Source organism: Vibrio echinoideorum (assembly GCF_024347455.1).
GTDB classification, from domain to species: Bacteria; Pseudomonadota; Gammaproteobacteria; order Enterobacterales; family Vibrionaceae; genus Vibrio; species Vibrio echinoideorum.
The window spans coordinates 1,575,752-1,588,331 of sequence record NZ_AP025483.1 but is presented as its reverse complement, the minus strand read 5'-3'; the positions used below and the strand labels follow the sequence as shown (position 1 = coordinate 1,588,331).

12 protein-coding genes are annotated in these 12,580 nt (G+C 42.6%); 5 read left to right on the top strand and 7 right to left on the bottom strand.

The window, feature by feature from the left end; translation table 11 throughout:
• The first annotated feature begins 161 nt into the window (after nt 1-161).
• The 4 genes from OCV36_RS07115 (at nt 162) to OCV36_RS07100 (ending at nt 4,767) form a co-directional block, all read left to right on the top strand.
• Complete coding sequence (locus OCV36_RS07115) at nt 162-1,469, top strand: TolC family outer membrane protein (protein WP_449364389.1); 1,308 nt, start codon at nt 162-164, stop codon at nt 1,467-1,469.
• A complete protein-coding gene (locus OCV36_RS07110; RefSeq protein WP_017076335.1) occupies nt 1,469-2,086 on the top strand; it encodes an OmpA family protein in 618 nt (205 codons plus the stop codon). The genes OCV36_RS07115 and OCV36_RS07110 overlap by 1 nt, the downstream gene beginning before the upstream one ends.
• A 134-nt stretch (nt 2,087-2,220) precedes the next feature.
• On the top strand, nt 2,221-2,571 hold the full coding sequence (locus OCV36_RS07105) for a DUF2750 domain-containing protein (RefSeq protein ID WP_017076336.1): 351 nt from the start codon (nt 2,221-2,223) through the stop codon (nt 2,569-2,571).
• 354 nt (nt 2,572-2,925) lie between these two features.
• Entirely contained in the window at nt 2,926-4,767 is a 1,842-nt protein-coding gene (locus tag OCV36_RS07100) for a tetratricopeptide repeat-containing diguanylate cyclase (RefSeq protein ID WP_135456490.1), read from the top strand.
• Here the strand turns inward: OCV36_RS07100 and queC are convergent.
• Together queC and queE are read right to left on the bottom strand one after the other, a co-directional pair.
• Nucleotides 4,727-5,422 (bottom strand): 7-cyano-7-deazaguanine synthase QueC, encoded by a 696-nt coding sequence (gene queC / locus OCV36_RS07095; RefSeq protein ID WP_135456334.1) that lies wholly within the window; start codon nt 5,420-5,422, stop codon nt 4,727-4,729. The genes OCV36_RS07100 and queC overlap by 41 nt on opposite strands.
• A gap of 60 nt (nt 5,423-5,482) precedes the next feature.
• Nucleotides 5,483-6,151, bottom strand: a complete 669-nt coding sequence (queE, locus tag OCV36_RS07090) for a 7-carboxy-7-deazaguanine synthase QueE (RefSeq protein ID WP_315972783.1) — start codon at nt 6,149-6,151, stop codon at nt 5,483-5,485.
• Nucleotides 6,152-6,336: 185 nt separating this feature from the next.
• On the opposite strand from queE, the gene OCV36_RS07085 reads away from it, so the two are divergent.
• Complete coding sequence (locus OCV36_RS07085) at nt 6,337-7,146, top strand: Cof-type HAD-IIB family hydrolase (RefSeq protein WP_135456338.1); 810 nt, start codon at nt 6,337-6,339, stop codon at nt 7,144-7,146.
• An 84-nt stretch (nt 7,147-7,230) separates the two neighbouring features.
• Here OCV36_RS07085 and OCV36_RS07080 read toward each other — a convergent pair whose 3' ends face one another.
• The 5 genes from OCV36_RS07080 to OCV36_RS07060 form a co-directional block, all read right to left on the bottom strand.
• Nucleotides 7,231-8,643: a bifunctional NUDIX hydrolase/phosphatase PAP2 family protein gene (locus tag OCV36_RS07080; protein ID WP_135456339.1), complete on the bottom strand. Its 1,413-nt coding sequence runs from the start codon at nt 8,641-8,643 to the stop codon at nt 7,231-7,233.
• 83 nt (nt 8,644-8,726) lie between these two features.
• Nucleotides 8,727-9,206, bottom strand: coding sequence for a GNAT family N-acetyltransferase (locus OCV36_RS07075; RefSeq protein ID WP_017076342.1), 480 nt, complete (start codon nt 9,204-9,206; stop codon nt 8,727-8,729).
• A gap of 193 nt (nt 9,207-9,399) precedes the next feature.
• On the bottom strand, nt 9,400-9,801 hold the full coding sequence (locus tag OCV36_RS07070; protein ID WP_135456341.1) for a glycine zipper domain-containing protein: 402 nt from the start codon (nt 9,799-9,801) through the stop codon (nt 9,400-9,402).
• A gap of 249 nt (nt 9,802-10,050) precedes the next feature.
• Nucleotides 10,051-10,497 carry a hypothetical protein gene (locus tag OCV36_RS07065; RefSeq protein WP_135456343.1) on the bottom strand — a complete coding sequence of 149 codons (447 nt, stop codon included), beginning with the start codon at nt 10,495-10,497 and terminating at the stop codon, nt 10,051-10,053.
• A 176-nt stretch (nt 10,498-10,673) separates the two neighbouring features.
• Entirely contained in the window at nt 10,674-12,578 is a 1,905-nt protein-coding gene (locus OCV36_RS07060) for a propionyl-CoA synthetase (protein WP_135456344.1), read from the bottom strand.
• Between the last annotated feature and the right edge of the window lie 2 nt (nt 12,579-12,580).

The window sequence follows — 12,580 nt, the reverse complement described above, 5'->3', positions numbered from 1 at the left end:
GCTTAAAAACACCATAGAACGCACAGTGATCGGTTAACAAATTGACAACCATTTACGAGCACAATCGTAGTGATCGTGATTTTTTTGGCGGTTCATCTAAATTTTGTATATTATCTAGCAAAATTAAAACTCAGATGTGACTCATTTTGGAGAGATGCAAATTGAATAGGATTCAAACAACTACATTAAGTTTAGCCATCGCAATGGCCTTTCCAGCTGCGGCACAAACTCTAGAACAAGCCGTCGCTTTTACGTTGGAGAGCAATCCTGACATTAAAAGTGCATATAATGAGTATGTTAGTAAACGTTATATTAATGACGCTTCAGGTGGTGCTTATCGTCCAAGTATAGATCTAGATGGCGGAATTGGTTACGAACATACCGACTTGGTGACCAATCAAGATTCAACAGATCTGACACGTAAAGAAGCGACAATTACGTTGACTCAATTAATTTGGGATGGCTCTAACACTTCTAATGACATAGATCGTACCGCGGCTGATGCAGAATCCGTTCGCTATCAATTGCTCTCAAACGCCCAAGATATCGCTCTCGAAGTCACCAAAGTATACCTAGATGCCGTGAAGGCTTATGAAGTCTTATCTCTTTCTGAAAACAACTTAGCTACGCACAAAGATATCTACAGAGATATTCGAAAACGTGTTGAGTCTGGTATCGGATCTACCGCTGATATGTCTCAGGTTGAAGCTCGTATTGCAAAAGCGCATGGTAATTTACTTGCAGCGCAAAACAATTTGTTTGATACACACACTCAATTCAAACGCATTGTTGGTCAGTCTCCGTTAGGGTTGACCTTTCCCCGAGCAGACGCGGGAGCTATTCCCTACACAGTCGACGGTGCACTTGCAAAGGCTTTTAACCAACATCCTGTTATCAAGATTGCCCAAGCCGATGTAGATTCAGCTAAGTTCCAATACAAACAGTCGAAAAGCACAAATTATCCGACGGTTTCTTTCGAAGCGGCACAAACCTGGCGTGATGATGCAGGTGGCAACGAAGGTAGCAGTGACGAATTTTCCGCGATGGTTCGCCTGAGATACAACCTGTATAACGGCGGAGCTGATCAAGATCGCGCTGAAAGTGCAGCTTACCAACTGAATAAAGCCAAAGACCTGCGTGAAAGTACGTTTCGTAACGTGGAAGAAAGCCTGCGCTTATCATGGAGCGCGCTTGATTTAACTGTCCAACAAAAAGAATTCTTATCAGACCACGTAGACTCAGCATCAGATACGGTCATCTCTTACGAGAAGCAATACCGCATCGGTAAACGAACCTTATTGGATTTACTTAACACTGAGAATGAACTCTTTGAAGCTCGCAAAGGATACTTGGATGCCAAGTACGATGAACAATATGCGAAATACCGAGTCATGAACGCGACCGGCAACTTACTAATAGGACTTCGTGTCGATACCCCTCAAGAATGGAACGAAAAGGTGAAATACTAATGAAGCTGCTAAAAACTGTATTTCCGCTTTGTTTGCTGTTTGTTTCTACCAACATTTTAGCTGAAACAAACAATGAAGAGTTCGAATATCGAGCGCTTCCAGAGATCACGCAAAGTTATGATCTTGAAGATGACGACAATGATGGTGTCATTAACGCCCGCGATTTATGCATTGATACACAGATGGGGGCTGAGATAGACAATGATGGCTGTGGGTCGTATTTCGAATCTACGGAAGAGAAAGCACTTCATATTCTATTTGCCAACAATTCCACAGAAATTAACCCTGTATTCCTTGGTCAAATTAGACAAATGGCTGCGTTTCTTAAACGCTATGAAAGCACCAGTATTCAATTACAAGGTTATGCAAGTAAGGTTGGTAACGCTAAACATAACTTGATGTTGTCAAAAGAGCGAGCATCCCATGTAAGGCGAGCGTTGATCAGTAATGGTATTCAGCCATCTAGAATCAACATAGTTGGGCATGGAGACAGTTCCTTTAGTAGTAATGACACTCAAATCAACCATGCGCTCCATCGAAAAGTTGTCGCTACCGTTGTCGGGTTTAAAGGCAATATCAAAGAAGAGTGGCATATCTTCACAAAAATTGGAAAGTAATGTAACTCGATCTACTCAAACTGAAACGTTACCTTTAGGTAGCGTTTCAGTCCTCCTATAAATGCTTAAATAGCATATACCTAAGCCGTCTATAATGTTAATCTTGCCACGTTATCAACATAGAGAATTAATCCATGAGCAAACTAACTGCTGATACTCAAGCAAATCTAGAACTTTTCGTTTCTGAAACACAAGAAACTAAGCTGGTATGGGGCCTTCGTAACGATGAGGGTTGGCTAGCATGTGACTCAAGTGAATTCGAAAGCAGCGAAGTAATGCCTTTTTGGTCTTCAAAAGAAGATGCTCAGACTCACAATGTTGAAGAATGGGCTGACTTTGAAGTATTGGAAATCCCACTAGATATCTTTGTAGAAGATTGGCTACTGACTCTTGCTGAGGACGGCGTTCTTGTTGGTACTAACTGGAATGCAACATTAGAAGGCAAAGAACTTGAGCCTTCTGATCTAGCGAAATTATACATCTAGTTTCCAATATCGGTCGTACGACACGTACGACCGATATCTCTCTAATATCCACCGATGAATTAGAGATACAACTCGCATAAACCACTATTCATACCAATCAAAAATTGAAGCAACATCAAACTAATAATAGAATGTCGTTCTTTATCTGATTGACAACTTCTTGTGATTCACTCCATTCTCACTACCTTTCTGCTTTTAACTAGCTTCTATTCTTATAGCCAAGTATCGACACTAGATCGCCATAACGATCCATCAATCATGTACTCAAAAACGAATTTGGGATCCACATCCAACGCTGATTGGAATGCGCTCTATTTATCCACTTTAACTCGTTCCCCTTCCCGAGCATTGAACATGCTGCAAACACGTTACACGAGCTTAAGTAACTATGGAGACAAGCTCTACCTTTCATCATTATTATACGACTACATGAGTCATCGCTCGCAGCCATTTTATGGTATTGATTCGAACAACAGTGAATACCAAGCAATAGAAAAAGATTTTATTTCTGCGTTAATGAAAGACAGGCAAGGTCATTATGAGGACGCTCAACAGGGATTTTTGACGCTATTAACACAGATGCAATCACGCAATGATTCTACTGGGCGAGCTTTGCTAAAATACCAATTATGTCGTTCTCTTAATGAACAAGCTAAATACCATCAAGCGAACTATTATTGTTCTGCACTTCAAACTGATTTTCAAAACATCGTGGACCCAGTATTACCAAAATTCGCGATCTATAGGGTTATCGCCAATAATCACCATTTCCGTAGTGACTACCAAGCTGCGTTAAATACTTACTTATCATTGATCAACGTATTTCCACAGGGACATGATATTTCTGGGATCTATAACGATGTCGGCAACTTACTCAAAGAACTAAAACAGTACGAAAAATCAGAACAGTACCTTAAAGAAGCACTCATACTCAGAGCCGATACATCTGATTTAATGAAAGCTCAAGTGCATCATAGCCTAGCCGATTTGTATCTCAGCCAAGATCAAAGTGAACTAGCAATAAATCACTTTCGAAAAGCCAAAGCAATGTTAGGCGAGTCTCCCCACAACTATGGTATCGCTTTAACAAACTTAGGCTTGGGAAAGGCCTACACACAAACACATGATTATGAGTTAGCAAAAACCTATTTGGTTGAGTCTCTTTCGGCTTCCAATGAGCTTAACAATGATGTAATTCGTATCAACGCTTATTTGGCAATAAGTGACATGTTCGAAGAACAACAGCTGACAACTGAAGCGCTCAACTATGCACAGCAAGCTTTGGAGTTAGCTGAGCAAGTCACAAGACTAAAATACGTCGCGCAAGCACTTCTTCAGCTTTCTGACATTCACCAATCACTCAATAGTTACCAACAAGCCTTCTACTATTATCAACGACATTCAGCCATACAAATGGAAGCTAGAGACATCGATAACAGGTTAGCCTTTGAAGCACTTGACCTTACTCACGCCAAATATGAGCAAGAATTAAAGAGCTCTTTCTTAACACACCAGACAAGCCTCGATCGCCTTCAAATTGAGAAGATGGAACATCAAAGGTGGATGTACAATATCATTATGGTTGTATTACTTTGCGCTGTCAGCTTCACGATAGTAGCAAACAAAACCATTCGTGCGAGAGCCGCGATTGACGCAATGACCAAAGCGTACAACCGCACCGAAATAATTCGTAGGATCAAGCGAGTTAAACATTGCAAAGAAAACAAAAAACAGCACGTGCTTGTTTTACTCGACCTAGATAGATTTAAGCAGATTAATGATGAGCATGGCCACCCTACGGGTGACAGAGCGCTCGTTCACGTAAGCAGCCAACTAAGAAAACACTTAACTAAAGATGAGTTGTTTGGACGTTTAGGCGGCGAAGAGTTTCTTATCATGCTGACCGAGACCAAACCTTCAGAGGTTCGGGAGCGCGTTGAAGAACTGCATTATGCGATATCAAACAGTGTCTTCTTGTCTGAAAGTAAAAAGCCACTTAATGTAACCGCGAGTTTTGCTTATCTAGCAACCTCAAACGCATTAAGTGACTTTGATGATCTATATTCTGTTCTTGACCAAGCGCTGTATCAAGCAAAGAGTAACGGCCGAAACTGCATAATTGATGCTTATAATGAGCCGATTGATCTACCTGAAGCTATTTATACTCAGTCTGTTTGCGAACCAACTCAGCCATAATACTTTCACGGTCAGCTAAGTAATCGTTAAGGCCGACCTTTCGTAGTTCACATGCTGGGCAATCACCACAACCATCACCGATGATACCGTTATAGCATGTCAGGGTTTTATTTCTCACAAGCTCAAGTGCTGAATATTGATCGGCCATCGCCCATGTTTCAGCTTTGTTTAGCCACATCAATGGTGTTTTGATATCAAGCTGCTTGTCCATGCCTTGTACAAGCGCAGAATTCATTGCTTTTACGAAGTCATTACGGCAATCAGGGTAACCTGAGAAATCAGTTTCACACACACCTGTAATAACGGTTTCAGCACCAATCTGGTATGCATAGATACCAGCTAGCGTTAAGAAAAGGATGTTACGGCCAGGAACAAAGGAGTTCGGTAATCCATTTTCTTGTAGCTCATGAGACACTGGAATATCGTCACGAGTCAGAGAGCTAATAGCTAGCTCATTTAGAAGAGTCACATCCATCACTTTGTGCGCTTTCACACAAAGATCTTTCGACAATGACTGAGCCACTTCGATCTCTAATTTATGGCGTTGACCATAATCAAAAGTAATCGCGTGAACTTCATCATACTCTTTTAATGCTTGAACAAGGCATGTTGTGGAGTCTTGACCACCACTGAATACTACAACTGCTTTTTTCATCTTAAATCCTTACGAAAATCTTCTACTAGCGACTTATCTAGGCCAGTAAACAAATGCAACCTACGCGATACTCAAATACTTGTGAGTTTGGATTGATAAGCGCCAATTGCGCTCAATGCAGGTATCAATACAAAGCTGCGTCGCGCGATCTTTCTGGCTAATTGGTTGCAATGCGATAACAGTTTCACTCGAAACATCAGCTCGCTCCAATAAACCATCCAGCTGATCGATGTCTTTCCCAGTGCCTACTGGGTGCTTAATCTCGTTAGCGCGTTGTAAGGCGCTGTCTAAGATTTCCAGTTTCGCTTTCATCGCCACCTTTGGTGACACTGTAACCCAAGTATCACTGGTTGCTTTGACTTCTGATGTTCCGCTGGTCTCAATCTGACAGCGACAACCGTGTTGCTCAAATGCTTCAGTAAGAGGGACAAGATCATAAATGCACGGCTCGCCACCAGTAATCACAATGTGTTTAGCAGTATAACCTTGCTTGATGTATTCATTCACAATTCCTTGAGCATCGATAGCTGACCAAGTGGGTGAATCCTCTGTCTTAACCATGATATCGCCAAGGCTAGTTTCATCTTCGGGTAATGCTTCCCAAGTCTGTTTGGTGTCGCACCAAGAGCAGCCTACAGGACAAATTTGTAGACGAACAAAAACAGCAGGAACGCCAGTAAACACGCCCTCACCCTGGATAGTTTCAAACATTTCATTAATCTTGTACAACTTTCCCTCAGCTCAATCATTTGGTCAAATAAATCAACCGCAGACCTTAAAGCACTTACCCCTTTTGGTCAAACAATTGAGTATCGATAAATGAGTTGATCAAACCCCTAGCCTGAACTTTCAAGTTCCCTTATCCTTTCGCCTATTAGATTTTGTTAGCTTTTAATTTTTTGGTAAGGAACAACATGTACAAACTGATTGCTCTTGATATGGATGGCACACTGCTCAACAGTGACAAAGTAATTTCTCAAGAGAACAAAGATGCGATTGCCAAAGCACGTGCTACAGGTGTAAAAGTGGTTCTGGCTTCTGGTCGCCCTTTAGAAGGCATGCAAAGTAAGTTAGACGAACTTTCGATCAACGGCGAAGATGACTTTGTGCTCTTCTACAACGGCTCGATGGTTCAAAACGTGTCTACAAAAGAACTCATTCATAGCGAGATCAGCAATGGTAAAGCAGCGAAAGAGATTGCAACACTTGCTGAACAGCTTGGTGGTTATGTTCATGCATTCAGCAAGATTCATGGTTTAATCACCCCTGAAAACAATGAGTACACCGCTATTGAAGCGCGTATTAACGGCTTAGATATTACCGAGTTCGACTTTTCTCAACTAGAAGACGACCACGAAATCATCAAAACGATGATTGTTGCTGAGCCAAGCAAGCTCACCGAAATCATCAGCAAGTTACCACAAGAGCTTAAGACTCAGTTTACTATTGTGCAAAGTGCGCCATTCTTCTTAGAGTTCTTAAACCCAAATTCAAACAAGGGTGTGGGTATTGAGGCTATTGCTAAACATTTGGGGATTACTGCGGAAGAAGTGATCTGCATGGGCGATGCTGAAAACGATCACCATATGCTTGAATACGCGGGCATGGGCATTGCGATGGAAAACGCAATGGAAGAAACCAAGAAGTTGGCTGATTACATTACGGCAAGCAATGATGATCACGGTGTAGCCGTCGCGATTGAAAAATTTGTCTTCAACTCATAAAACGTTAGATAAACACATTTGACTGTGGGTTCAAATAAAGAAGGCTGTGCATTGCACAGCCTTCTTTTTTATTCGTAGTTTCTTTTATTGTCTTTTCCAAGGCAGACGAAATGCCACAACGCCCAATAAAATTAGGATTGGGAAACGCAAAGTCTCAATGATAAATGAGGCGATACCACTAAATGAAACGAAGCTTCCACCCCAACTAATCAACAGGTTACCTGCAAGTAACACCACCATAACTCCAAAGACGATGTTGAATGAGAATTGACCAACTAGAGGTTTAGAGTCCGTTAACGTAACCAAGCATGCAATTGTCATCAAAATTGCCACCCAAAAAGAGAATGTTGGCAATGGCCAAATAACGGTAAGAACAATTGATAGTAGACACAGCCCCCACCAAACACCTTTAGAGCTCAATAAAGCACTGATATCAACATCGGGTTTCGAATCTAATCTCACAATATGCCAAGTTGTTAATGCACCTAGCACGCCCCCCATCAAAACATCGCTAAAGAACGCACTGCCCGAATAAGCTTTGAACAACATGATCCACAACAAACCAAAAATGACAGTCAACAGCGACTTTGTTTCAAACAGACGTTCCAACTTCCAAAGTACTAACAATGTTAAGCTAACCCACAACGCAGCTAACAGACTAGGAAAGCTATAACCACTACTCATCACCAACTTCAAGGTTGGAAGGTAGGCATGTGGACGAGGAAAACCAAAACCTTGATGGGCGATTAAAGTAAGCAGTGTTACCGATATCAATGCAAAACCAAACTTCAATGCAAAGTTACGCCCAAAATGCCAAGCCACCAGCGGCAAGATCACGATAAAGACCCATGGCTTCGCCAGCAAATCGGTCAACAGTACCGTAATAGAAAACACACTCGGTATCGTATCGAACACATTTTGAAGTGAGACAATCCAGTTCAACTCTACTTGATGAATTGCTGGCGCGGCACCCATCAACTCAGTAACGTAAGTCACCGGTTGATCTGTCGCTGATAAAAACAGGTCGTTAATCTCTGCCCACTGCTCTGGGTAGCGATATTGATTAGCTTGCAGTTCGGTGGGAGGTAATAACATAGCCCTACTCACTTCTACGCCATAATGAGGCGCGAACCAAATAGGAACCTCGAAGCCACCCAACTCATTTCGAGCTTTGTAGCTGATCACTTCAGAATCAGAAACACAATCAAACACAACAGCGCTATCGGTATAACCCAATACATCGCCGACCGTAACGGACAACCCCGCCTCTTCCCATGTTTCACGTTGCGCAGCGGCGGCTGGCGGCTCACCAGAAACAACAGTGCCACCCGGCAGAGATAAATGACCGGTGATCAATTCGTCAACCAACACGATTTGGTTATCAGCACGTATGACACACAAAGCACCTGCGATATGATCGGGCAACATGTTATTAGCCCAAGCAGAAGTCACACTCAAAAAAGACAGAATAAAAGTTAATACATATCGAATAATCAACGAATTTACCTAAAATAAAAGAAGAAAGAGAAATCTGCTAAGGCATTTTGCTTAGTGTAATCAAACCCACACAAAATCGCTGTCTATGTTTTGTGCAAAGACTTCCTCATCCATTGAATGTGAGGAGTGAACCCCATTTTTTGATAGAAGTCCTTGGCAGGTGAGTTAAAGTGCCAAACCTCCACAAAAACCTGTGTCACGCCATAATCTTCAAACGTTGATTCAATTCGATTCAATAGTATTTTCGCTACGTCTGCTTTGCGGTATTCAGGCAACACAAAAAGCTCATCAACGCTGCCCATCTGAACGGGCTTACTCACCGTTGAGATCAGCTCACAGAAGTGCCCAGAAATAAAACCAACAATCAGTTCCCCTCTTAATGCCACGTACACCAAACATTCAGGGTCATCTAAGTATCGTGCGATACTCTTTTCCTGTTCTATCTCTTCCGCTGTTTTAAAATGCTCAGGACACGCAATATGATGATGGTGGTGGAGATCAAACATCAACTCATTAAGTTGCTCTAGATCGGTGTGCTTTGCTGCCCTTAAGGTGACATTCATGACGAGTACGCTTCTCAAACCAAATTAGTATCTAAATTGAGTCTAGTTTACTTGCAGTCAGTATCTATACAAGTGATTGAATTAATTCATTGTTTGAACAGCACATTTTAGATACAAAAATGGCCACATTATTGTGACCATTTGTTTGAATTAACTTATTTTAAAGTGATTAGACGAGAATAAGAGCTAGCGGTTACGCTCCGTCGTTGTCTTTCTCAGTTTTCAGTTCAGCAAGCTGTTGTTCCAACTCAATCAGCTTAATCTCTGCTTCTACCTCAGCAACTCGCTTTTCAGCATCGGTGCGATTATCTTTTGCTAAACCGTCAGCAGTCACTTGAGTTCTTTGAGCATTTCTTGCGTCATCGGTATCTTTCATCGAACCAGCGACTCCACCTGTTACACCTCCTAGTGCAGCACCCTTAACCGCTAAGCTCGCGTCTCCGGTCAGCGCTCCAGCCGTCGCTCCTAGTAAAGCACCACCAATAGCACCACGATTACGCGCTGCGTTTTCATTTTCGTTATCAGTGGCAGGAGATGCACAGCCAGAAAGAGTCACAATCAGTGTCGCTAAAAGGAAAGGTTTAGTGAGTGTCATAGGAGTCTCGCTTTGGTTTCGTTTGGAATGAAGCTATCTTAAACAGAACGCTTAGTGAGATAAATAAAGGCCAGTTTAGGCGATACATAATGATTGGCTATGTATTAATCAATCAACACATCATTATTTGGAAATATTGGATTTATCACTTTTCCGTAGATGCAAAAAGACGACCGATAAGGCCGCCTCAATAACTCTAATAATCTAATAATCTAATAATCTAATAATCTAATAATCTAATAATCTGTTTTAGCCTTTCGACCAAAAGTTCTGCATATCTGCTGCACTAGGAGGCGGCCTTACACCACAATCTCGATAATGATTTTTATCACCAATTCCAAGTATTTTCCCATTCTCCTCATCGATCATAGCGGCAACTTTAACATCGTCGCCAACGTGTCGAGTCAACACTACAATCTCTCCTGCTCTTTCAGACCTTACCGCGCCCAGAATTTGATATTCGTAGTGACCTTTTCTTGAATTGACGATCATTTTGGAGTTTATCGGGTCAAAATCATGCCCATCTTTAATATCAAACACAGCTTGATATAAATCGACGCCAGTCTTGGACACACATTTAAATACTTTTGGATGACTCAGGGGTTCTAGCAGCACTCGGCTAACCTCATCCTTTGAAGTAGCAGCATCAACTGCACCACTAGCAAGTAAAGCGATAAGCAAAAAATAGGTTCGCATAGAGTGACCTCAATATGTGGGAATCATAATGAGGTCATAATAAGCAAACGGTCTGGTAAGATGAATAAAGTAAAGTTTAGGTAAAACATCACTAATGGTTATGTTTAAGCAAGCCAACTCATATCCCAGATTCAACCTAATTCTACTTAGCGCCAATGACGTTATTTATGCCGATACTATCTACCCAGCTTCTCGGCAATCTCAGTTAAGCTTGTCGGATCATCAATCGTCGAAGGCACCACATACTGCTCACCTTCTGCAATTTGACGAATGGTTCTGCGCAAGATCTTACCTGAACGAGTCTTCGGTAACCTCTCAACAACTAAAGCTTGTTTGAAACAGGCGACAGCGCCGATTTCATTACGAACCTTACCAACTAATTCAGCTTGTAACTCAATATCATCAACTTTCACGCCATCTTTTAACACAACTAAACCAAGCGGTAGTTGCCCTTTCAAGTCATCATGAATACCGACAACGGCACATTCAGCAATCGCGGGGTGACCACCAACGATCTCTTCCATTTCCCCAGTAGACAGACGATGCCCTGCTACGTTGATCACATCATCAATGCGCCCCATGATAAACAAATATCCCTCATCATCGAGGTAGCCGCCATCACCGGAAACATAGTAACCCGGAAATTGGCTCAGATAGCCGGATTCAAATCTATCATGGTTGCGCCAGACCGTAGGTAAACAACCCGGTGGTAAAGGACGCTTGAGCGCGACAAAACCTTGTTGATGGGGTTGAGCTACTTCGCCTAATTCATTAAGAATTTCTACTTGGTAACCTGGTACAGGCTTGGTAGAAGAGCCCGCTTTAACCGGCAAAGATTCCAGCCCTGTAGGATTTGCGGAGATAGCCCAACCTGTTTCTGTTTGCCACCAATGGTCAATAACCGGCTTATTAGTATGGGATTCCACCCAATCTAATGTCGGAGGGTCCAAACGTTCACCAGCCATAAAAATTGATTTAAGCGACGACAAATCATAGTTCTCAAGTAATTTTCCGTCAGGATCTTCCTTCTTGATCGCCCTAAACGCCGTTGGGGCAGAAAACAGCACATCAACGTTGTATTCTTCACAAACACGCCAGAATGCGCCTGGATCGGGTGTTCTTACCGGCTTGCCTTCAAACAGAATAGAGGTGCAACCGTGAATCAGTGGCGCATACACAATATAGGAATGGCCGACAACCCAACCCACGTCAGATGCCGCCCAAAAAACACCATCTTGCGGCATATCGTAGATAGTGCTCATCGAGTACTTCATCGCGACCGCGTGACCACCATTATCACGGACTACGCCTTTCGGCTTACCGGTGGTTCCCGATGTATAGAGGATATATAAAGGATCGGTTGCCAAAACGGGAACGCAGCTATGTGGTAGCGAATCCGCAACGGCCTGCTGCCAGAGTACATCTCTATCTTGGTTCAGTTCAGCCAGACATTGCTCTCTTTGGAATACCACGACTTTTTCTGGTTTCCAACGGCTGTCCATGATCGCTCTGTCAACCATTGGCTTATATGGCAGAACCTTGTTTATCTCGACTCCACAAGACGCTGTAATCAACACCTTAGGCTCAGCATCTTCGATACGAACTGCAAGTTCATGAGGAGCAAAACCGCCAAACACCACAGAGTGCACAACCCCCAAACGGGCACACGCTAGCATTGCCATCGCGGCTTCGGGAATCATCGGCATATAAATAACCACACGATCACCTTTGGTCACTCCCTGTGTTGCTAACATGCCTGCGACTTTTGCCACTTGGTCACGTAATTTGTTGTAAGTGTAGGACGACTGAGTACCCGTTACAGGCGAGTCGTAAATCAACGCCACTTTATCACCGCGACCATTTTCACAATGATAATCCAGCGCCAACCAACACGTATTCATCACCCCATCAGGAAACCAACGTTCAATACCGTTATCGTCAGTTTGTAATATCGTTTTCGGTGACTCAAACCAATCTATCGATTGTGATTGTGTTTCCCAGAACGAATTAGGGTCTTCCCTCGCCCATTGATATTCGGTGATGTAATCTGTTTTTTTATTCATTCGATTCGTAGCAGACATAG

Coding starts and splice junctions, on each gene's coding strand:
- OCV36_RS07070 (WP_135456341.1), bottom strand. CDS start 9,801: ATGACACTCACTAAACCTTTCCTTTTAGCGACACTGATTGTGACTCTT.
- OCV36_RS07075 (WP_017076342.1), bottom strand. CDS start 9,206: ATGAATGTCACCTTAAGGGCAGCAAAGCACACCGATCTAGAGCAACTT.
- OCV36_RS07110 (WP_017076335.1), top strand. CDS start 1,469: ATGAAGCTGCTAAAAACTGTATTTCCGCTTTGTTTGCTGTTTGTTTCT.
- OCV36_RS07105 (WP_017076336.1), top strand. CDS start 2,221: ATGAGCAAACTAACTGCTGATACTCAAGCAAATCTAGAACTTTTCGTT.
- OCV36_RS07065 (WP_135456343.1), bottom strand. CDS start 10,497: ATGCGAACCTATTTTTTGCTTATCGCTTTACTTGCTAGTGGTGCAGTT.
- queC (WP_135456334.1), bottom strand. CDS start 5,422: ATGAAAAAAGCAGTTGTAGTATTCAGTGGTGGTCAAGACTCCACAACA.
- OCV36_RS07085 (WP_135456338.1), top strand. CDS start 6,337: ATGTACAAACTGATTGCTCTTGATATGGATGGCACACTGCTCAACAGT.
- OCV36_RS07100 (WP_135456490.1), top strand. CDS start 2,926: ATGCTGCAAACACGTTACACGAGCTTAAGTAACTATGGAGACAAGCTC.
- OCV36_RS07060 (WP_135456344.1), bottom strand. CDS start 12,578: ATGTCTGCTACGAATCGAATGAATAAAAAAACAGATTACATCACCGAA.